This window comes from Bradyrhizobium zhanjiangense (assembly GCF_004114935.1).
Taxonomy (GTDB): Bacteria; Pseudomonadota; Alphaproteobacteria; order Rhizobiales; family Xanthobacteraceae; genus Bradyrhizobium; species Bradyrhizobium zhanjiangense.
The window spans coordinates 4,833,592-4,850,501 of the sequence record NZ_CP022221.1; the positions used below are offsets into that span (position 1 = coordinate 4,833,592).

The following is a 16,910-nucleotide window of genomic DNA, read 5'->3' on the forward strand; positions in this document are numbered from 1 at the left end:
TCAGATGCAGAGGCTGAGCAGCTTGATGTGGCAGCCGCTGGATTTGGGCTTGCTCGCGGGCACGGCCTCGCGCTTCACGGCAACCAGCGGCTCCTTGTCCTTCTTTCTCTTGCCCTTCGGCTCATAGTCGCCGGCGATCACCATCGCCCAATAGGTGCGCTTGCCGCTGGCATTCTTGGCGCTCGCGATGCCGACGCGGGAGGCGTTGTGCAGCAACAGGTTCTTGCGGTGTCCGGAGGAGTCGATCCACTGTCCCAGGGTCTTCTCGAAATTGTCGTAGCCGTAGGCGATGTTCTCGGCGGCACGGCCCGCGCCGGCTGGCGCCACACGGCGGGTGAACGGGCCGAGTGCGTCGTGGCTGAGATCGTCCTTGGCCGCCATCGCGCGGGCCTGGTCCATGGCGATGCGGTCAAGGGTTGAATCGCGGACGACACGGACTTCGCCGTGCTTGAGGCGGAAGCTCGAGATCAGCTCGGCGGGGGACTCGGCCATTGCCGGTGTGATGGCCAAAAGCAAGCCGGCGATCAGGCCGCCAACCACACGATGCATCATCGTCCCCCGAATGCCCATAACCCGCCAAGCCCGAATGATCCGACGCTTCTCTATCGCCAATGTGGACGCTTCAAGGCGCGTCAGGCCCTAGCTCGTTGGCAGATCCGCCTCGAAATTGAAGCGATCGCGCAGGTTCTTGCGCTGCTCGAGGATGTCCTTGAGGAAGGCGCGATCCTGATCGTTCTTCATCATCGGCTCGATCAGGTCGAGCTGGTTCATGGCGACCAGTTGCAGGATCTCGGTGCGCGGTTTGCCGCTGGTGTCGCGGGGCAGGGCGTGGACGACCTGGATGTGCTCCGGCGGCTTCGGACCCTTGGCGGCCGCAAGCTCGTTGCGCAGCTCGCCTTCGAGCACGGCCCGGTCCGCTTCGACGAAGGCATATAGACCGACGCCGGAGCGGCGGTCCGCAAAGGCGACGATGGCGGTGTCGCGCACGGCCGGGTTCTTGCGGATCAGTGCCGCCAGCACCGGCGCGTCGTTGACGAGCCGGCGGCCGCCACCCTCGCGATCAGTGAAGTTGAACAGGCCGCGGGTGATGGCGCGATAGACCTTCTTGCCGGTGACAAGCCACAGGCTCGCGGCAAACGATTTTTTCGCGAGGATTTTCCGCTCGCGCGGCGTCAGTGCGTCCGGCGCATAGGAGCGCTTGTGCTTGAGCAGATGCCGGAGGTCTTCATAGGCGAGGATGCGGTAGAGCTGGCCGCGCCGTGCAAAGCAGGCGGCGAGCTGGAAGTCGGTGACGTAGGCGCGGCCGTCGCGGCCGACCAGCCAGTTCTGCTCCTTGGCGAGATCGTTGTGGCAGATGCCGGCGCGGCGAAGCCGCCGCAGCGCGGCCTTGGCCGAGCGGAAATAAGCGAGGTCGCCGTGCGGCTTGGCCAGATGCAGCGCGACGCCATCAACGAAGCCGCGCACGAGCGCGCGGCGTCCAGCCCACAGCAGCTTCGGACCGACGTTGAGGCCTTTGGCGAGCGCCAGCGCGCGCTTCTCGCGGGCGAACAGGTGGCGTGCCAGCAGGAAAGACCACCACGGCACCTCGTCGAGCCGGCGCAGCACCGCGTCGACCTCGCCGTTCTCGCTGCGGAAGCGGCCGCGCTCGACGGTTGAGAACACGTCGCGCTTGAGCAGCACGCCCTCGGTCCAGCGCGCCGAGAGTGCCGCGGCGTCGTCTTGGGGGAGGCTCATCGAAAACTCACGCCGCGGCGGCAATGCGCAGGTGATCGGCGATCCAGCGATCGAGATCGGCGAGCGCGCGTGCGCTCATCGCCTGCTTCTTGGCCACCGTCTTCTCGTTGCCGCGCAGCCGCGTGCCGTCGGGCTTCTTGGTCGGCACGGTCGCGAGCGGCGGGAATAGGCCGAAATTGATGTTCATCGGCTGGAACGAGCGCGAGCCGGGCTCGATGGTTTCGATATGGCCGCCGGTGATGTGGCCGAGCAGCGATCCCAGCGCCGTCGTGCCCGGCGGACTCGCGAGCGTCTCGCCGCGCGCATCGGCGGCCGCATAGAGGCCGGCGATCAGGCCGACGCTGGCGGATTCCACATAGCCTTCGCAGCCCGTCATTTGGCCAGCAAAGCGCAGCCGCGGCTGCGCGCACAGGCGCAACTGGCCATCGAGCAGTTTTGGCGAATTGAGGAAGGTGTTGCGATGCAGGCCGCCGAGGCGGGCGAATTCGGCCTTCTCCAATCCCGGAATGGTGCGGAAGATGCGCTGCTGCTCGCCGTATTTCAGCTTCGTCTGGAAGCCGACGATGTTGTAGAGCGTGCCGAGCTTGTTGTCCTGGCGCAGCTGCACGATCGCGTAAGGCTTTGTGGTCGGATCGTTCGGATTGGTGAGGCCGACCGGCTTCATCGGACCGTGGCGCAGCGTCTCGAGGCCGCGTTCCGCCATGACCTCGATCGGCAGGCAACCGTCGAAATAGGGCGTGTTGGTCTCCCACGCCTTGAACTCGGTCTTCTCGCCGGCGATCAGTGCCGCGACGAACCCATCATACTGCTCCTTCGTCATCGGGCAGTTGATGTAGTCGGCGCCGTTGCCGCCAGGACCGACCTTGTCGTAGCGCGACTGGAACCAGGCCACCGACATGTCGATGGACTCGCGATGCACGATCGGCGCGATCGCATCGAAGAAGGCGAGCGCATTCTCGTCCGTCAGCTCGCCGATGGCATCAGCCAGCGGCGCAGAGGTGAGGGGGCCGGTCGCAACGATGACGTTGCTCCAGTCGGCCGGCGGCAGGCCAGCGACCTCGCCGCGGGCGATCTCGATCAGGGGATGGTCGTTCAGCGCCTTGGTGACGGCCGCGGAGAAGCCGTCGCGGTCGACGGCCAGGGCGCCGCCGGCGGGTACCTGGTTGGCATCGGCGGCGCGCATGATTAGCGAGTCGAGCCGGCGCATCTCCGCATGCAGCAGGCCGACGGCGTTGTTGGCGGCGTCGTCCGAGCGAAACGAATTGGAGCAGACGAGCTCGGCGAGCCCGTCGGTGCGGTGCGCCTCGGTCATGCGGGTCGGCCGCATTTCGTGCAGCACCACGGCCACGCCGGATTTGGCCACCTGCCAGGCGGCTTCGGAACCGGCAAGGCCGGCGCCGATCACGTGCACGATGTTGGATTGGGGTCCTGTCATGGGGCGGACAGGTAGCGCTTTTCGGCGTCCAGTGGAATCGCCGAGATCGAGTTTTCTGCCACCAGATACGACAACGCCCGCACGAGGCGGGCGCTATCGGTTCGTCCGGTGAAGGGCTGAACGATATCAGCCCTGATACTGGCCGGCGGCAACGCGCGGGATGTCCGAGCGATCAAGGCCGATATCGGCCAGTTCGCGATCGCTGAGCTGGGACAGCTCGGCAACATTGCGCTGATAATCCCGGAAAGCCTGGATCATGCGGATGAGCGAGAGCAGCATTGATAGTCTCCTGTAGTTCGATTCAGCCCTTGCCCGGGCCTCATCGTTGAAATGAATATAGGTGAGAGTGGTGCAGTGCGAAAGTTCCGATGTTGCGACGCAGCTAGGCGAGGAACGCATAGCACTGGTAACGGGCGATTAACCCGACGGCATTCCCGCTCAGGCCGCGGGCAAGACAAGCAATTTGGTGCCATAAATTCCCGTGAATTCACGGGGTTATCGTGGATCATGCAGTTTAATACATTATGGAGTTCCACGAACCCGCAAGGAATTCATCCAGCGTCTGGACCCAAGTTAGATATGCACGAATCGCATGCACGACTTGGCATAAAAATGAATATTAATTCATAATAAGATCTGCCGATTCGCTTCGGAAATCGGCTGAACGGCAAAAACGAGGGGTCTTAAGGCGCGCGGGCGAGCTGGGTGGCGAAATAGGCGACGGTCTTGGAATAGACCTCGCTCTTGTTCCACTGCTGGAGCACCGCGAAGTTCGGACCGCCCGGCTGCCAATCCTTGCCGCGCTGCCAGCCATAGCCGGCGAGATAATTGGCAGTGGAGGCCAGCACATCCGGCGCGTTGTGCAGGAGATCGCGCTTGCCGTTGCCGTCGAAATCGACCGCGTATTTCATCCAGGATGACGGCATGAACTGGGTTTGGCCAAGCTCGCCGGCCCAGGCGCCCTTCATGTCGGCGGGTGCGAGATCGCCGCGCTGGACGATGCGCAATGCGTCCATCAGCTCGCCGCGAAACTGCTCGGCGCGCCGACAGTCATAGGCCAGTGTCGCCAGTGAACGGATGGTGGCGAACTTGCCGGTGTTGACGCCGAAATCGGTCTCGAGCCCCCAGATCGCGACCAGCACCTCGCCGGGGACGCCATAGGCCTGCTCGATGCGCGACAGCACCGAGCCATATTGCTTCATCATGTTGGAGCCGCGCTGCAGGCGCGGCGGCACCATGCGGCCGGAAAACTCCTCGAAGGTCTGGGTGAAGACCTTTTGCGACCGGTCGCGGTTGAGCACGCCCTGATCGAGCGTCACACCGGCGAGCCCCGATGCAATGGCTTGTTGCGAGATGCCCTTGGCCGCAGCGTCGGTTTTGAAATCCGCAAGCCAGGCGTCGAAATTGCCCGAGCCGCAGGCAACAGCGGCGAGCGCTGGCTGGACTGACAGGATGGACGCGGAGAGGGCGAGGGCTGCAAGAGCGAGACGAGAAATCGTCGTGGTCATCAGATGAAATGGATTCCGTGAAGTGATCTGACCGGCGAGCATAATCTCGGTTGTAACCGCGGCCAAAGCAAGGCTGTGACAGCGCGACCCTGCCCGAGCCGGGCAGGATCGCATGTCACGATATCGTCAGGCGTCCGTGTTGTTCCTCCAGGGGAAGAGGTTGGCGGGGAAGTCGGCGGCCGGCTTGCGCGGACGATGCGGCGGAGGCGGCACTGGACGTGCACCTGGATCGGACACGATCACCTTGCGGTAGAGGTGCCAGGTGGCATGGCCGAGCAGGGGGATCACCACGGCGAGGCCGAGGAACGCCGGGATCGTGCCGAGCGCCAGCAGCACCGCCACGATCAGGCCCCAGGCCGCCATCGGCGCCGGGTTCTTTGCGACGACGCGCAGCGAGGTGACTATCGCCTCGAACGCACCGGCATGGCGGTCCAGCATCAAGGGGAACGACACGGCACTGATGCAGAGCGCGGCGAGCGCGAACAGGAAGCCGGTGCCGCAGCCGACCACGATTAGCCACCAGCCCTGCTGCGTCGTCAGCACGCGTGTGATGAAATCTGAGATACCGGTCACGCCCTCATAGCCGAACGCCGCAACATAGATCGCCTGTGCGGTCGCGACCCAGGTCACGAACAGAGCGAGCAGCAACGTGCCTAGGCCGAGCATCGCACCGAAGGAGGGCGAGCGGAGCACCTCCATGGCGTCCCAGGCGGTGGCCTCTTCATGGCGTTCGCGCCGGCTGGAAAGCTCGTAGAGACCGAGCGCGGCGAAGGGCCCGATCAACGCGAAGCCGGCGGCCAGCGGAAACAGCAGCGGCAGCACCGAATAGCCCATCACCACGCGGGCGAGCACGAGGCCGAGCACCGGATAGATCACGCAGAGGATGATGGCGTGGCTCGGAACGGCCTTGAAGTCCTCCCAGCCGCGCTTCAGCGCGTCGTGCAGGTCGGACAGTTGGATGGTTCGGATCACCGGTCCGGCCGCTTCCGCGGTCCGGGCCATGCTGGGGACATTGCCCTGGTAGAGTGTGGCCATGGTCGGTTGCTCCCTTGCCATGTGGTCGATCTCGCGCCGGCAACGGCGCAAGTGGTCGCCTTCTTTGAACGATCGCGATTCCGACCAGACGCGAATTCCGGATGGCATCGCGAGCTGAACGGTAAGCGTACTCCCAATTCCGAGTCCTGTCCCTCACGCCTGGAGCGAATTTCGATGACGCAGTGCAAACCTCGCCGATGTCATTCGGTCGTCATTTCGCCGCAGATAAGCTGATGCTGCGTGCTGCTTCGCAGAACTTCGCGGGCGTAACGCACGAACATCGTCTATAGTGCCACTCAAGGCCCTTCCAACGGATCCTTTTCGGGGAGCAGACATGAGCATTTTCGGGAAAATCATGAGCGCGATCTTCGGCAGCCATCCGGCTGCTGTCGCGCCTGGCGGCAGCGCGCCCGCAGGGGCCGCGCCGGGCACATCGGCGCCGGCTGCCGCGCCCATGGCAGCCGTCGACGTCGCCGCGATCGTCGATAAGGCGGTGGCTGCGCACAAGGGCGAGAAGCTGGAATGGCGCACCTCCATCGTCGATCTCATGAAGGCGCTCGACATCGATTCCAGCCTTGCTGCGCGCAAGGATCTCGCCAAGGAGCTGGGCTACACCGGCGATATGAACGACTCGGCGAGCATGAACGTCTGGCTGCACAAGCAGGTGATGTCCAAGCTTGCCGCCAATGGCGGCAAGCTGCCGCCTGAGATCAAGCACTGACCGATCGCTCGGTCGTAGCGCAAGGGCCCGCGATCTCGCGGGCCCTTTTGCGTTCAGGCGAGGAGATCCGCATCTTCCGGATGCCTGTCGAGATAGTCGACGACGAAGCCGCAGCCCGCGATCACCTTCTTGCCGTCGCGGCGGATCAAGTCCAGCGCGCCCTTGACCAGTTCGGACCCGATACCGCGGCCGCGCAGGGCGCGCGGCGTTTCGGTATGGGTGATGATCACGGCCGACGGCGTCAGCCGGTAATTGGCGAAGGCGATGCCGCCGCCGACATCGAGCTCGAAGCGGCTCCTGTCCTTGTTGTCGCGTACCGAAGCCGCCATGCGGGATCCTTCCGAAGTGCAGATTGCGTCCTGATCTAGGAGGCTGAGCCCGCCCTTGCCAAGGTGAGACCAAGGGAGATTGCCGCAGGGGAGATATCCGCAAACGCGCGTCCCTGCGGCCGCAGTGCAGTATGGAAGTCTCGCTCTGCGAGCATGACGCAGCGACCGCAAATAATCCCCGATATTGCCCTTGCAAGGTCCGCGACGGTTCCCACGTCCTTGAGAGGACATACGCCCGAATGCGGCCGGCAGGGTCGCTAGACATTCGGAGTGTCATGATTGCCAGCCGCAGACGTATGCCTCTTGTAGGAGGGTACGATGTCGGATTTTGGTTTCTTGGGTACTCATCGAACTTGGGAAGACTGGTGCGGGATGCTGCTCGGCGCGCTGATCGTGGCTTCGCCGTGGTTTCCCATCCAGGATCAGCCGGTCACCGGACACGAAACGATGATCCTGAATGCCGTCGCGGTCGGTCTGGTCGTGTTTGGCATCAGCCAGCTCGAATATGTTGCCTTGCAGCGCTGGCAAGAGGTGACGACGATCCTGGTCGGGCTGTGGCTCATCGCCTCGCCTTACGTGATCGGCTATTCCGGTGAAGGCTTTCTCCGCATCTACCACACGAGCCTCGGTGCGGTGGTGGTGCTGCTCGGCGTACTGCAGTTGTGGCAGGACTGGGATCTGAATGACCAGGACATGCTCAGGCACGGACAATAGGCCGTAGATATCGGCAGGCCCGCCGGCCGCGGGTGGCGGGCCTGTGTCCTTAGCGCCGAGATCTGAGTAGCCTGGCGCCGCTCGATCCGCGACTGCGGTTCGGTTCAATCGGCGGCTTTGGCGAGCCTGGAATCTTCGGGCTGCGGCTGCAGGCGGAGGCAACCCTGACAGATGACCAGGGAGCGACTGACCCTGGCGTCCTGCTCGGCGTCGGTGCCGTCCTGCGCCTGCCACCATTCCTTCGAAGAGGTCTGAAGTTCGCCGTGCGATCGGTCGTGCTCGGATCGGGCTGCGGTGCGCGCAGGTCCGGACGCTGCGTGCGGCCGGTTGGGATCTTCGCCGGCGCCGTCCCAGGCATAGCGCGCGGGCTTGAAGGCGGGATCTGGGGCCAGATGCGCTGGCGGGGCCACGGCACATCCGGCAAGCGCCAGCGTAAGCAGGAGGACGGCGGGCGCTTTGACCATGATGTGACACTCTGAACGCAAGAACTGAGCGAGGTTGCGCCGGTCATGTTTAAAATTCCCTGAACGATTGCGTCCGCGCCGGCGACAGAGGCGTACGCGCTATCTGATCCTCCTGCTCGTTCTCTTCGCTTCCGCCGCGCGCGCCGAAGGCACAAGACCCTTCAATCCGTCCGACTATCCGCCCGGCGTGCAGAAGGCGCTGCGCTACACCAATGAGGAATGCGACAGCCAGGACGGTGGCACCGTGACCTTCGCGCCGGACACGGTGCGCAAGATCGACCTGACCGGCGACGGCCGTGACGACTACATCGTCGATTTCAGCGGCACCAAATGCGGCGAGCGCGAGACCATCTATTGCGGAACCGGCGGCTGCACCATGAACATCCTGGTGGCGTTGCCGGGTGGGGATGTGCGTCTCGTCTTCGACGGTCGTGTCCGCAGCTACGAGATCAAGCCGAAATCGACCAGGCACGGCGCTTCGCGCGTCATCCGCTTCGATCTGCATGGCAGCTATTGCGGCGGCTTTGGTGCGCAGACCTGTGTGAAGGAGAGGGCCATCACGACGAAGCCGTTCGCATTCAGGGAGCCGTAGGGCAGGTACGCGGCCGGCGGCCTTGCAGGGGCGCTGGCGATGGCGATAAATGGGCTGCAATGAGCGGGCAGCTAACGTCCTGTCCGCGCTTGAAGAGGAAGCCCGATGCAGCCCCTGCGCATGTCCCGCCGCGTCATGAATCTCGCCTACATGCTGACCCAGAATACGCGGCGGCATGGATCGCGAGCTGGCTTTGTCTGGGGTGACAAGTCCTGGACCTGGCGCGAGATCGATGCACAGGTCTCGGCGCTGGCGGCCGCGCTCGCCGCACGCGGCATCGCGAAGGGCGACCGCATCCTCGTCCATTCCAAGAATGGCGACGAGATGTTCTTTTCGATGTTCGCCGCGTTCCGGCTCGGTGCGGTCTGGGTCCCCACCAATTTCCGCCTGATGCCGGATGAGGTCAGCTATCTCGCGCAGGCCTCCGGTGCCAAGGCGTTTCTGTGCCACATCGATTTTCCCGAGCACGCTGCGGCGGTGAAGGGCGGCGCACTGGAATTCACCTGGAGCATCGAAGGCAAGGCTGCGTTCGGCGAGCGCTCGGTGGCTGACGCGGTCGCCTCGCAAACCGGTGCTGCCGTGGAGAACGTCGCGGTCGAGCACGACGATCCCTGCTGGTTCTTCTTCACCTCTGGCACCACCGGCCGCTCCAAGGCCGCCGTGCTGACCCACGGCCAGATGGGATTCGTCGTCACCAATCATCTCGCCGATCTGACGCCCGGCACGACGGAGCAGGATGCCTCGCTGGTGGTGGCGCCGTTGTCGCACGGTGCCGGCGTGCATCAGCTGATGCAGACCGCGCGCGGCGCACGCACCGTGCTGCTGCCGACCGAAAAGTTCGACATCAATGAGGCGTTCCGCCTGATCGAGGCGCATCGCGTCAGCAATCTCTTCACGGTGCCGACGATCCTGAAGATGATGGTCGAGCATCCCGCCGCCGACAAATACGATCATTCCTCGCTGCGCCAGGTCATCTATGCCGGCGCGCCGATGTATCGCGAGGACCAGAAGGCGGCGCTGAAGAAGCTCGGCAAGGTGATCGTGCAGTATTTTGGCCTTGGCGAGGTCACCGGCAACATCACCGTGCTGCCGGCCGCGCTGCACGATCCCGAGGACGGCCCGCATGCGAAGATCGGCACGTGCGGCTTCGAGCGCACCGGCATGCAGGTCTCGATTCAGGACGACGACGGCCGCGAGCTTGCCGCCAACCAGAGCGGCGAGATCTGCGTGATCGGGCCCGCGGTGTTCGCCGGCTACTACGACAACCCTGAAGCCAATGCGAAGGCGTTTCGCAACGGCTGGTTCCGCACTGGTGATCTCGGTCACATGGACGAGGAGGGTTTTGTCTACATCACGGGACGGGCTTCCGACATGTACATCTCCGGCGGCTCCAACATTTATCCGCGCGAGATCGAGGAGAAGATCTTGACGCATCCGGCCGTCGGCGAGGTTGCCGTGCTCGGCGTGCCCGATGCGACCTGGGGTGAGGTCGGCGTTGCCGTCTGCGTCGCGCGCGAGGGCGCGACGCCGGTGAGTGAAGCGGAGATGGCGGCGTTCCTCGCGCCGAAGGTGCCGCGCTACAAGATGCCGAAGCGCTTCTTCTTCTGGGAGGCGCTGCCGAAATCCGGCTACGGCAAGATTCCAAAGCGCATGGTGCGTGATGAGCTCGAGGCGCGAGGCCTGCTCGATCTCGACAAGACGAAGGCAGGCTGAGCGGGCGTCATGCGCAGCATCAAGCAGCCGGGCGCACCTGGCGCAGAACGCATCCAATGGGTGGAGGCGAGGGGACGCGCCTTCGCGTTCACGCTTGAAGCCGGCCTGCCGCTGCTGGAAGCCGCGCGCCGCGGTTTTGCCGCGGAGGGTTTTGCCGGCGGCGTGCTCAATTTTGGTGCTGGCGCGCTGGGGCCGTTCGCCTATGTGATGCCGGCGCTGTCGAAGACTGGCGAGAACGCTGCGTTCTACAGCGATACGTTCCGGCCAAAGGGCGTGACGCGCACGAAGCTCGGCAGCATGACGCTGGGCATGCGTGACGGCGCGCCGTTCTTTCATTGCCACGGGCTGTGGACCGAGGCCGATGGCCGCGCCAGCGGCGGCCACATGCTGCCGGACGAGACTGTTGTCGCCGAGCCGTTTGCCGTCGAAGCGTTCGGTCTCGATGGTGCGATGTTCACGGCCGAGCCTGATCTGGAGACCAATTTCAAGCTGTTCGGACCGGTGGCGGCGGCGAGCACCGGTGCGCAGGCGACGAGCCGAGCGTTTGCGATGCGGCTGCGGCCGAACCAGGATTTTGCCGGTTGCCTCGAAGCATTCTGTCGCGCGCACGGCATTGCCCGCGCCAAGCTCCACGGCGGCGTCGGCTCGACCATCGGCGCGCGCTTCACCCATGGCGGCGCGACCGAACCGTTCGCCACTGAGCTGGCAATAACGTCCGGCGTGATCGAGGCCGGTTCGTCCGGCGCGCTCGAAGCCGCACTCGACGTCGCCCTGATCGACTACACCGGCGGCCTCGCCGAGGGCCGCCTGGTGCGCGGCGACAATCCCGTGCTGATGACCATGGAGCTGGTGCTGGTGCCCATGGGCTAATCCTTGGGCTAAGGGACGACCGAAGCTTGCGACCTTCCGCAGATGCCACTTCCATGCAGTTTGCGTTCCTGATATGTTCCTTCGAAGGTTTCGGCGGGGACGGAGCGGGGCGGGGGCATGAGCCGGACACGACGTCGACAGACCACACTGCGCGCGCCCTATCTCAGGCGTGTCTGGCTCGATCGCTCGCGGGTCGAGGACTGGGAGGCTTATCCGTTCTGTCTTCCCGTCTTCAGGGATGAGTTCGATCACAGCTTCGAGTCCGCGGTCACGATCATCGTCGGCGAGAACGGGACCGGGAAGTCGACCATTCTCGAAGGCATCGCGGGGATGGCCGGCTTTGCTAGCACCGGCGGCCGCAAGGGCTTTCAGGAGATCGACGGCGGCGGCATCGAAATCACTGGCGAAGAGCTGTCGTCTGCCTTGCGGGCCGCGTGGGTCCCGAAGGTGACCGACGGCTGGTTCTTCCGGGCCGAGACATTCTTTTCGGTTGCGCGCTATCTCGACCGCTCGGCCGTGAGCGCCGCGCAAGCCATGGAGGGCGTGTTTGGTGCAAGCGTTCAGGAGGCGCCAGACTATCTCTCCTTTTCCCATGGCGAGGGCTTTCTGGTCTTCTTCGAGGAGCGCTGCCAGAAGCAGGGCATCTACATCTTCGACGAGCCGGAATCGGCGCTGTCGCCGGCGCGCCAGATGGACTTCCTCAAGCTCCTGCATCGCATGGATCTCTCCGGCAATTGCCAGGTGATCATGGCGACCCATGCGCCTCTGCTGATGGCCTATCCCAATGCGCAGCTGCTGCGGCTGGGAAAATATGGCCTGGAGCCTGTTACGGTGGAGCAGACCGATCATTATCGGGTGATGCGCGAATTCTGCGACGATCCGCGCGGATTCGTGGAGGCGACGCTGGGGAGTGATTGAGGGATGTGGCAGACACCGTCCTCTCCGTCGTCATTGCGAGGAGCGCTTGCGACGAAGCAATCCAGAGTCTCTCCACGGTGGCAGTCTGGATTGCTTCGCGGAGCCTGTCATCGGGCCGCGCTTCGCGCGGACCCGTTGGCTCGCAATGACGGGGTGGAAGGCAACAGCGCACCTACTCTCGTGTCCCGGACAAGCTGCAACGCGTGAGCGTTGCGGCGCGGAGCCGGGCCCCAGGAGGCCGCGCGGTGCGCTGCTGCATGGGGCCCCGGCTCTGCAGCGCATCGCCAAGGGGGGCGCTGCGCTGCGTCCGGGGCACGAGAGACGAATCCATCTCGCATTCCTATCCAGATCTCACACACGGTTTCCCGTTCTCGCGGCACATCTGCCCGAGCTTTGCTTCGATCATCGCCCTCGAAGATGCCGAGGGCGCAGGGAAGGCCGGGCGCCGGCTGGCACCCGCGGTCCGCTGTGCGCAAATACGCTGGAAACAAATGCACAGCGGCATACAGGGCAGCCTGGACATCCTGGCCTTCCCTGCGCAGTGGTTTTACGGCTTATGTCGTGATCTCCCCGGGGAGCGATGCACTATTGCCCCCGTCGCCTTGCGGATGACTGATGTTGCGGGCCCGGTCGGGCCGCATGCATCACCGCAACACTTGGCGCACAGACCCCGGGCGCCAGGACCACACGATTTTGCCGTACGCAGGCTGCACCCGTCGTGTGCGCGCGGCGTTTGCTCACGGAGTGACCCGCCCTGCAAACCGACCCGCGCGCGGCACTGCCCGCGTCCACCACATCCCATCCCGCGTTCGTGACGATCGCGATCCGCCCCTCGGCCCGGGTTGGGGTGACCGAAACATGCGATAATTCCGAATTCGAGTAAAGCGAATTGTTTTGATCTGGACGCATTGACCCTGGCCTCGTGTGTTTTGCCCGTCGGGCAACGCAAGGGATGGTGTGGATACGGGCACCGACCCTTGCCACAGCCGCGCCACGAACAGGTCTCCCCATGGTCCAAATATGCGTTACGATGATCTCAGCGCGCCTCAAGTCGCGCAGATTGATGAATGAGGAAACGGTATGAGGATGACGATGGGAACGGCGATCGCCGGGGTGGCGGCGCTGGCGGTGGTGGGGACGGCTCTGACGGCGGCTTTTGAGCCGGTCTCGGCCCATGGGCCGACCCGGCAGAAGGTGCGGGAATCGATCGAGATCAGCGCGCCACCGGCCAAGGTCTGGGCCGCGATCGGCAATTTCCAGGACATGGGCTGGCTCCCGCCCGTCACCAAGACCGAGGGCCAGAAGGGCAACGAGATCGGCGCGACGCGGACGCTGACCCTGACGGGCGGCCCGACGGTCGAGGAGGAACTCTACAAATACGAGCCCGAGATGCTGAGCTATTCGTACCGGATCACCAAGGTCGATGTGAAGGTGCTGCCAGTGACCAATTACTCCTCGACCTTGACGGTGTCGCCCGCGCCTGATGGCAAGGCGAAGCTCGAATGGGCCGGCGCGTTCTATCGTGGTTATCCCAACAACGATCCGCCACCGGAGCTGAGCGACGAGGCCGCGGTGAAGGCGGTGAGCGGGCTGTACAAGGCCGGGCTCGAGGCGCTCAAGAAGAAGATCGAGAGCGGTAGCTGATCGTGCGAGCGCTGGTCCTGGCGGCCTTGGCCGCCAGCCTTTGCGGTGCCAGTCTCGGTATAGCGGGGCCTGGCAGCGCGTCCGCCGAAGAGGCGTTCGTCACCAACCAGCTCAGCGACGATCTGATGGTCGTGGACCTCGCCACTGCGCGCAGCGTTGCGACCATCCCGATCGGCGGCAAGCCGGCGGGCGTCGGCGTCAGCGCGGACGGGCGTTTTGCCTATGTGACGAGCCCGGACGCCAAGGCGGTGACGGTGGTGGACGCGGCCGCGCGGCAGGTTGCGGGGCGGATCGAGGTCGGCGGCGGGCCGCTCGGCATTGCCGTCGCGCCCGATGGCCGCACCGTCTATGTCGCCGACTGGTATGCCGCCGCGGTGCGGGCGATCGATACGGCCTCGCGCAGCGTCACGGCCAGCATCGTGGTCGGCGCTTCGCCATCGGGCCTTGCGGTGACGCCGGACGGCAAGCTGCTGCTCTCGGCCGACCGCGACGACGACAGCGTCTCGGTGGTGGACACCGCGACGCGTCAGCGCAAAGCAATGATCAAGGTCGGCACGCGTCCGTTCGGCGTCACCATCGATGCCGATGGCAAGCGCGCCTACACCGCCAATGTCGGCTCCGACGATGTCTCCGTGATCGACATCGCCGAAGGCCGCGAGATCGGCCGCGTGCCGGTCGGGATGCGGCCCTATGCGGTGGCGTTGACGCAGGGGCGCGGCTTCGTCACCGATCAGTATGGCGGCACCGTCAGCGTGTTCGATCTGGCGACGCTGAAGCCAATCAAGCGCATCAATGTCGGCGACTATCCCGAAGGCATTGCCGCCACCGCCGACGGCAAGCGCATCATCGTCGCGTGCTGGGAGAGCAACGTGCTCGATATCATCGATGCGGTCGAGCTGAAGGTGATCGGCGAGATCAAGACCGGCGACGGCCCGCGCGCGTTCGGGGCGTTTTTGCGGAGGACGGAGTAGGGGATTGCGTAGGGTGGGTTAGCCGGACCACGCGCGAGATGTCTCAACGAGTCACAGTGGAAGGCGTAACCCACCAAGCCGCGAGCAACGGAGGATCGGGAGACGCACAGCGGTGGGTTACGCCGAGCAGATGCGCTACGCGCATCTGCAGGGCTAACCCACCCTACGGATTCCGCGATCCGAGCACACCGCTTCCGCAATGTCGTCCATCCGCTCAAATACGTGGTCTGGCCCCAGCGCCCGCAGCGCCGCCGGTGCCGCATAGCCCCAGCACACCGCGCCACAGGCAATGCCGACGGACCGCGCCGCCTCGATGTCACGGACTTCGTCGCCGATCGCGATGACCTGGCTCAGCTCGACGCCGGCGCACCTGACAACCCGGCGGAATTTCGCGGGCTTACCGAACAACGACGCGGCACAGTCAAAATGCGAAAACAGCGCCGCGGCCTCGCCAAGCTTCTCACGCGCATTGGCCTCGCTGTCGGAGGTCACCAGCGCCAGCTGCACGTCACCTTCAGCCAGCGTCCGCAGCATCGCCTCGACACCGGCGAACAGCGAAATCTCCGCCGTTGCCTCCGCCTTCAACCGCCGCGCATGCCGCGCGATCGCCGGCAGCTTCCACAAGGGCACCTCGAGCCGGGCGACAATCTCGCGGCTCGACGCATGCCGCAGCTCTTCGATGTCCTCATCCGCGACGCGGCGGAAGCCGAAGCGGTCGGCGATGTCGTTGATGGTGCGCAGGAACCACGGAAAGCTGTCGGCCAGCGTGCCGTCGAGGTCGAAGATGGCGAGGGCGTAGGGCATTGTGGGTTCTGGAGTTCGCTGACAGGCAAGATGTGACGTGCTATTATTCGGCAAGATTTCGAGGACAGCCATGCGGCACGAGCGGATTGAAATCAACCCGGCGGTCATGGACGGCAAGCCCGTGATCCGCGGGACGCGTGTGCCGGTCGAACTGGTGTTGCGCGAGCTGGGTGCCGGTATGACCACTGAGGCCATCATCGCGGAGCACCCGCGGCTTACGCCTGATGATATCCGGGCGGCCAAGGCGTTCGCAGCCGACTATTTGGCTGACGAAGACATCATTTATCGCTGAACCGTGCTGGCTCGCGGACGAGTGCGTCACGGTCTCTTTGGTTCGAGAACTGCGCGGCGCCGGTCACGACGTGCTTTACGTCGCCAAATTTGCTGCCAGTCTGAGCGACGTGGAGGTCATCGTGCTGGCGTCGCGGGAAGGGCGTCTTCTCCCCACAGCTGACAACCATTTCGGCGAGCTTGTGTTTCGTCGCGGCCAAGCCGTTCCAGGTCTTATCCTGTTGCGCATCGATCCGGAGAATGGGCCGCTGGTACGGAAGCGGCTGCTGGAGGCCGTCGACAAGTTCGGCCAAGGGCTCTTCGGCCGCTATGTCGTGATTGATGAGGTTCGTTTTCGATCCCGTCCACTGTAGTGCCGCACCGGGAGTGAGTCACCGCAATTTGCGGACATGAACATTGATATCGATATCGATGTTGCTGACGCAAGTCTGAGTGGTCCGATGTGAGCCGCCCTCGTGCCAATGGCCGTCGCGCGCTCGGGCACCGCTGACATTGGCCAGCTTCAGGCAGCGCCATTGCGGCAACGGCCCGCTGCTTTCGCCAGAAAACTGCCAAGCGAGCACAGTTTCTTCACCGCGTTTGTTGGTGCCGATGATATGCGGACAGAGCTCGCGGTATCGCCCCTCGTAGACGCAGGTCACCTGCTGTTCCACAAGGATGGCGTTGCGGAAGAGCGTGTAGGTTTGGTTAGGCATCGCTTCCTCCAGATCGATCATCTGGTCTTGTCGAATACTTAAATTTAGAGGTAGGGGATTGGAAGGGAAGCCATGCCGATCGATGACGTCCAGCTCAGCAAGTTTCTGAGCCTCGTCCGGCACCATAAGCCTGATGTGATCGGGCTTGTGCTGGATTCGCAGGGATGGGCCGGTATCGACGACCCACTCGTCAAGGCGAATGCCGCTGGCACGAAGTTTGGCCGTGAGGATCTGCTGCGCATCGTCGCAGAGAGCGACAAAAAGCGATTTTCTCTGTCACCAGATGCCGACCGCATTCGTGCTGCGGGGCAGCGCCATGGAAAGCCTCATATCTTCAAGGTCGATGCTGCCGTCATGCACGCGCGCGGTTTCAAGTTTTGTCGCGCTGACAATGGAGTATGGCTAACCGATACCGTCCCACCAGAGTACCTGGTGCCGGTTACGAACGAATAACGCGAAGAGGTAGCGGAGC

The 16,910-nt window shown here is 64.3% G+C and carries 21 protein-coding genes; 11 read left to right on the plus strand and 10 right to left on the minus strand.

The window, feature by feature from the left end; all coding sequences use genetic code 11:
* The 6 genes from XH85_RS23115 to XH85_RS23140 all read right to left on the minus strand — a co-directional run bounded on the left by XH85_RS23115 (position 1) and on the right by XH85_RS23140 (position 5,712).
* The gene (locus XH85_RS23115) at positions 1-549 is read right to left on the minus strand and encodes a CAP domain-containing protein (RefSeq protein WP_164940360.1); all 549 of its coding nucleotides are present in this window, start codon (positions 547-549) and stop codon (positions 1-3) included.
* Between the two features lie 90 nt (positions 550-639).
* Positions 640-1,734 carry a serine/threonine protein kinase gene (locus tag XH85_RS23120; RefSeq protein ID WP_164940357.1) on the minus strand — a complete coding sequence of 365 codons (1,095 nt, stop codon included), beginning with the start codon at positions 1,732-1,734 and terminating at the stop codon, positions 640-642.
* Positions 1,735-1,741: 7 nt separating this feature from the next.
* Positions 1,742-3,169, minus strand: a complete 1,428-nt coding sequence (gene trmFO / locus XH85_RS23125; RefSeq protein ID WP_128933620.1) for a methylenetetrahydrofolate--tRNA-(uracil(54)-C(5))-methyltransferase (FADH(2)-oxidizing) TrmFO — start codon at positions 3,167-3,169, stop codon at positions 1,742-1,744.
* 126 nt (positions 3,170-3,295) lie between these two features.
* Positions 3,296-3,448, minus strand: coding sequence for a DUF1127 domain-containing protein (locus XH85_RS23130; protein ID WP_007590701.1), 153 nt, complete (start codon positions 3,446-3,448; stop codon positions 3,296-3,298).
* Positions 3,449-3,852: 404 nt separating this feature from the next.
* Positions 3,853-4,677, minus strand: a complete 825-nt coding sequence (locus XH85_RS23135; RefSeq protein ID WP_091885472.1) for a lytic murein transglycosylase — start codon at positions 4,675-4,677, stop codon at positions 3,853-3,855.
* Positions 4,678-4,803: 126 nt separating this feature from the next.
* Positions 4,804-5,712, minus strand: coding sequence for a DUF2189 domain-containing protein (locus XH85_RS23140; RefSeq protein WP_164940356.1), 909 nt, complete (start codon positions 5,710-5,712; stop codon positions 4,804-4,806).
* A gap of 334 nt (positions 5,713-6,046) precedes the next feature.
* On the opposite strand from XH85_RS23140, the gene XH85_RS23145 reads away from it, so the two are divergent.
* Positions 6,047-6,433 carry a DUF3597 domain-containing protein gene (locus XH85_RS23145; RefSeq protein WP_164934912.1) on the plus strand — a complete coding sequence of 129 codons (387 nt, stop codon included), beginning with the start codon at positions 6,047-6,049 and terminating at the stop codon, positions 6,431-6,433.
* 53 nt (positions 6,434-6,486) lie between these two features.
* Here XH85_RS23145 and XH85_RS23150 read toward each other — a convergent pair whose 3' ends face one another.
* Positions 6,487-6,762, minus strand: coding sequence for a GNAT family N-acetyltransferase (locus XH85_RS23150; RefSeq protein WP_128933623.1), 276 nt, complete (start codon positions 6,760-6,762; stop codon positions 6,487-6,489).
* Between the two features lie 318 nt (positions 6,763-7,080).
* On the opposite strand from XH85_RS23150, the gene XH85_RS23155 reads away from it, so the two are divergent.
* Positions 7,081-7,476: an SPW repeat domain-containing protein gene (locus XH85_RS23155; RefSeq protein ID WP_128933624.1), complete on the plus strand. Its 396-nt coding sequence runs from the start codon at positions 7,081-7,083 to the stop codon at positions 7,474-7,476.
* A gap of 104 nt (positions 7,477-7,580) precedes the next feature.
* On the opposite strand, the gene XH85_RS23160 is transcribed toward XH85_RS23155, so the two are convergent.
* A complete protein-coding gene (locus tag XH85_RS23160; protein WP_128933625.1) occupies positions 7,581-7,940 on the minus strand; it encodes a hypothetical protein in 360 nt (119 codons plus the stop codon).
* Positions 7,941-8,007: 67 nt separating this feature from the next.
* Here XH85_RS23160 and XH85_RS23165 point away from each other — a divergent pair, with 67 nt between their 5' ends.
* From XH85_RS23165 to XH85_RS23200, 6 genes are all read left to right on the plus strand, one after another.
* The gene (locus tag XH85_RS23165; RefSeq protein WP_128933626.1) at positions 8,008-8,532 is read left to right on the plus strand and encodes a hypothetical protein; all 525 of its coding nucleotides are present in this window, start codon (positions 8,008-8,010) and stop codon (positions 8,530-8,532) included.
* Positions 8,533-8,637: 105 nt separating this feature from the next.
* Positions 8,638-10,245: an acyl-CoA synthetase gene (locus XH85_RS23170; protein WP_128933627.1), complete on the plus strand. Its 1,608-nt coding sequence runs from the start codon at positions 8,638-8,640 to the stop codon at positions 10,243-10,245.
* Positions 10,246-10,254: 9 nt separating this feature from the next.
* The gene (locus tag XH85_RS23175) at positions 10,255-11,115 is read left to right on the plus strand and encodes a PCC domain-containing protein (RefSeq protein ID WP_128933628.1); all 861 of its coding nucleotides are present in this window, start codon (positions 10,255-10,257) and stop codon (positions 11,113-11,115) included.
* 117 nt (positions 11,116-11,232) lie between these two features.
* Positions 11,233-12,033 carry an AAA family ATPase gene (locus tag XH85_RS23180; protein WP_128933629.1) on the plus strand — a complete coding sequence of 267 codons (801 nt, stop codon included), beginning with the start codon at positions 11,233-11,235 and terminating at the stop codon, positions 12,031-12,033.
* Between the two features lie 1,080 nt (positions 12,034-13,113).
* Complete coding sequence (locus XH85_RS23195) at positions 13,114-13,677, plus strand: SRPBCC family protein (RefSeq protein ID WP_128933631.1); 564 nt, start codon at positions 13,114-13,116, stop codon at positions 13,675-13,677.
* Positions 13,678-13,679: 2 nt separating this feature from the next.
* Complete coding sequence (locus tag XH85_RS23200; RefSeq protein WP_128933632.1) at positions 13,680-14,648, plus strand: YVTN family beta-propeller repeat protein; 969 nt, start codon at positions 13,680-13,682, stop codon at positions 14,646-14,648.
* Positions 14,649-14,801: 153 nt separating this feature from the next.
* On the opposite strand, the gene XH85_RS23205 is transcribed toward XH85_RS23200, so the two are convergent.
* Positions 14,802-15,452 (minus strand): HAD-IA family hydrolase, encoded by a 651-nt coding sequence (locus XH85_RS23205; RefSeq protein ID WP_128933633.1) that lies wholly within the window; start codon positions 15,450-15,452, stop codon positions 14,802-14,804.
* 70 nt (positions 15,453-15,522) lie between these two features.
* Between XH85_RS23205 and XH85_RS23210 the strand changes: the two genes are divergently transcribed.
* Positions 15,523-15,744 carry a DUF433 domain-containing protein gene (locus tag XH85_RS23210; protein ID WP_128933634.1) on the plus strand — a complete coding sequence of 74 codons (222 nt, stop codon included), beginning with the start codon at positions 15,523-15,525 and terminating at the stop codon, positions 15,742-15,744.
* Positions 15,737-16,096 (plus strand): DUF5615 family PIN-like protein, encoded by a 360-nt coding sequence (locus XH85_RS23215; RefSeq protein WP_128937390.1) that lies wholly within the window; start codon positions 15,737-15,739, stop codon positions 16,094-16,096. The genes XH85_RS23210 and XH85_RS23215 overlap by 8 nt, the downstream gene beginning before the upstream one ends.
* A gap of 18 nt (positions 16,097-16,114) precedes the next feature.
* Here the strand turns inward: XH85_RS23215 and XH85_RS23220 are convergent, their stop codons facing one another.
* Complete coding sequence (locus tag XH85_RS23220; RefSeq protein WP_128933635.1) at positions 16,115-16,459, minus strand: hypothetical protein; 345 nt, start codon at positions 16,457-16,459, stop codon at positions 16,115-16,117.
* A 51-nt stretch (positions 16,460-16,510) separates the two neighbouring features.
* On the opposite strand from XH85_RS23220, the gene XH85_RS23225 reads away from it, so the two are divergent.
* Complete coding sequence (locus XH85_RS23225; protein WP_128933636.1) at positions 16,511-16,891, plus strand: RNA 2'-phosphotransferase; 381 nt, start codon at positions 16,511-16,513, stop codon at positions 16,889-16,891.
* The last annotated feature ends 19 nt before the right edge of the window (positions 16,892-16,910 follow it).

What these genes read in the sequence shown, in the direction of transcription:
- XH85_RS23140 (WP_164940356.1), bottom strand. Translation starts at nt 5,712, where the DNA reads ATGGCCACACTCTACCAGGGCAATGTCCCCAGCATGGCCCGGACCGCG.
- XH85_RS23150 (WP_128933623.1), bottom strand. Translation starts at nt 6,762, where the DNA reads ATGGCGGCTTCGGTACGCGACAACAAGGACAGGAGCCGCTTCGAGCTC.
- XH85_RS23225 (WP_128933636.1), top strand. Translation starts at nt 16,511, where the DNA reads ATGCCGATCGATGACGTCCAGCTCAGCAAGTTTCTGAGCCTCGTCCGG.
- XH85_RS23120 (WP_164940357.1), bottom strand. Translation starts at nt 1,734, where the DNA reads ATGAGCCTCCCCCAAGACGACGCCGCGGCACTCTCGGCGCGCTGGACC.
- XH85_RS23170 (WP_128933627.1), top strand. Translation starts at nt 8,638, where the DNA reads ATGCAGCCCCTGCGCATGTCCCGCCGCGTCATGAATCTCGCCTACATG.
- XH85_RS23130 (WP_007590701.1), bottom strand. Translation starts at nt 3,448, where the DNA reads ATGCTGCTCTCGCTCATCCGCATGATCCAGGCTTTCCGGGATTATCAG.
- XH85_RS23210 (WP_128933634.1), top strand. Translation starts at nt 15,523, where the DNA reads ATGCGGCACGAGCGGATTGAAATCAACCCGGCGGTCATGGACGGCAAG.
- XH85_RS23220 (WP_128933635.1), bottom strand. Translation starts at nt 16,459, where the DNA reads ATGATCGATCTGGAGGAAGCGATGCCTAACCAAACCTACACGCTCTTC.
- XH85_RS23145 (WP_164934912.1), top strand. Translation starts at nt 6,047, where the DNA reads ATGAGCATTTTCGGGAAAATCATGAGCGCGATCTTCGGCAGCCATCCG.
- XH85_RS23205 (WP_128933633.1), bottom strand. Translation starts at nt 15,452, where the DNA reads ATGCCCTACGCCCTCGCCATCTTCGACCTCGACGGCACGCTGGCCGAC.
- XH85_RS23155 (WP_128933624.1), top strand. Translation starts at nt 7,081, where the DNA reads ATGTCGGATTTTGGTTTCTTGGGTACTCATCGAACTTGGGAAGACTGG.
- XH85_RS23180 (WP_128933629.1), top strand. Translation starts at nt 11,233, where the DNA reads ATGAGCCGGACACGACGTCGACAGACCACACTGCGCGCGCCCTATCTC.
- XH85_RS23115 (WP_164940360.1), bottom strand. Translation starts at nt 549, where the DNA reads ATGCATCGTGTGGTTGGCGGCCTGATCGCCGGCTTGCTTTTGGCCATC.
- XH85_RS23160 (WP_128933625.1), bottom strand. Translation starts at nt 7,940, where the DNA reads ATGGTCAAAGCGCCCGCCGTCCTCCTGCTTACGCTGGCGCTTGCCGGA.
- XH85_RS23135 (WP_091885472.1), bottom strand. Translation starts at nt 4,677, where the DNA reads ATGACCACGACGATTTCTCGTCTCGCTCTTGCAGCCCTCGCCCTCTCC.
- trmFO (WP_128933620.1), bottom strand. Translation starts at nt 3,169, where the DNA reads ATGACAGGACCCCAATCCAACATCGTGCACGTGATCGGCGCCGGCCTT.
- XH85_RS23195 (WP_128933631.1), top strand. Translation starts at nt 13,114, where the DNA reads ATGAGGATGACGATGGGAACGGCGATCGCCGGGGTGGCGGCGCTGGCG.
- XH85_RS23175 (WP_128933628.1), top strand. Translation starts at nt 10,255, where the DNA reads ATGCGCAGCATCAAGCAGCCGGGCGCACCTGGCGCAGAACGCATCCAA.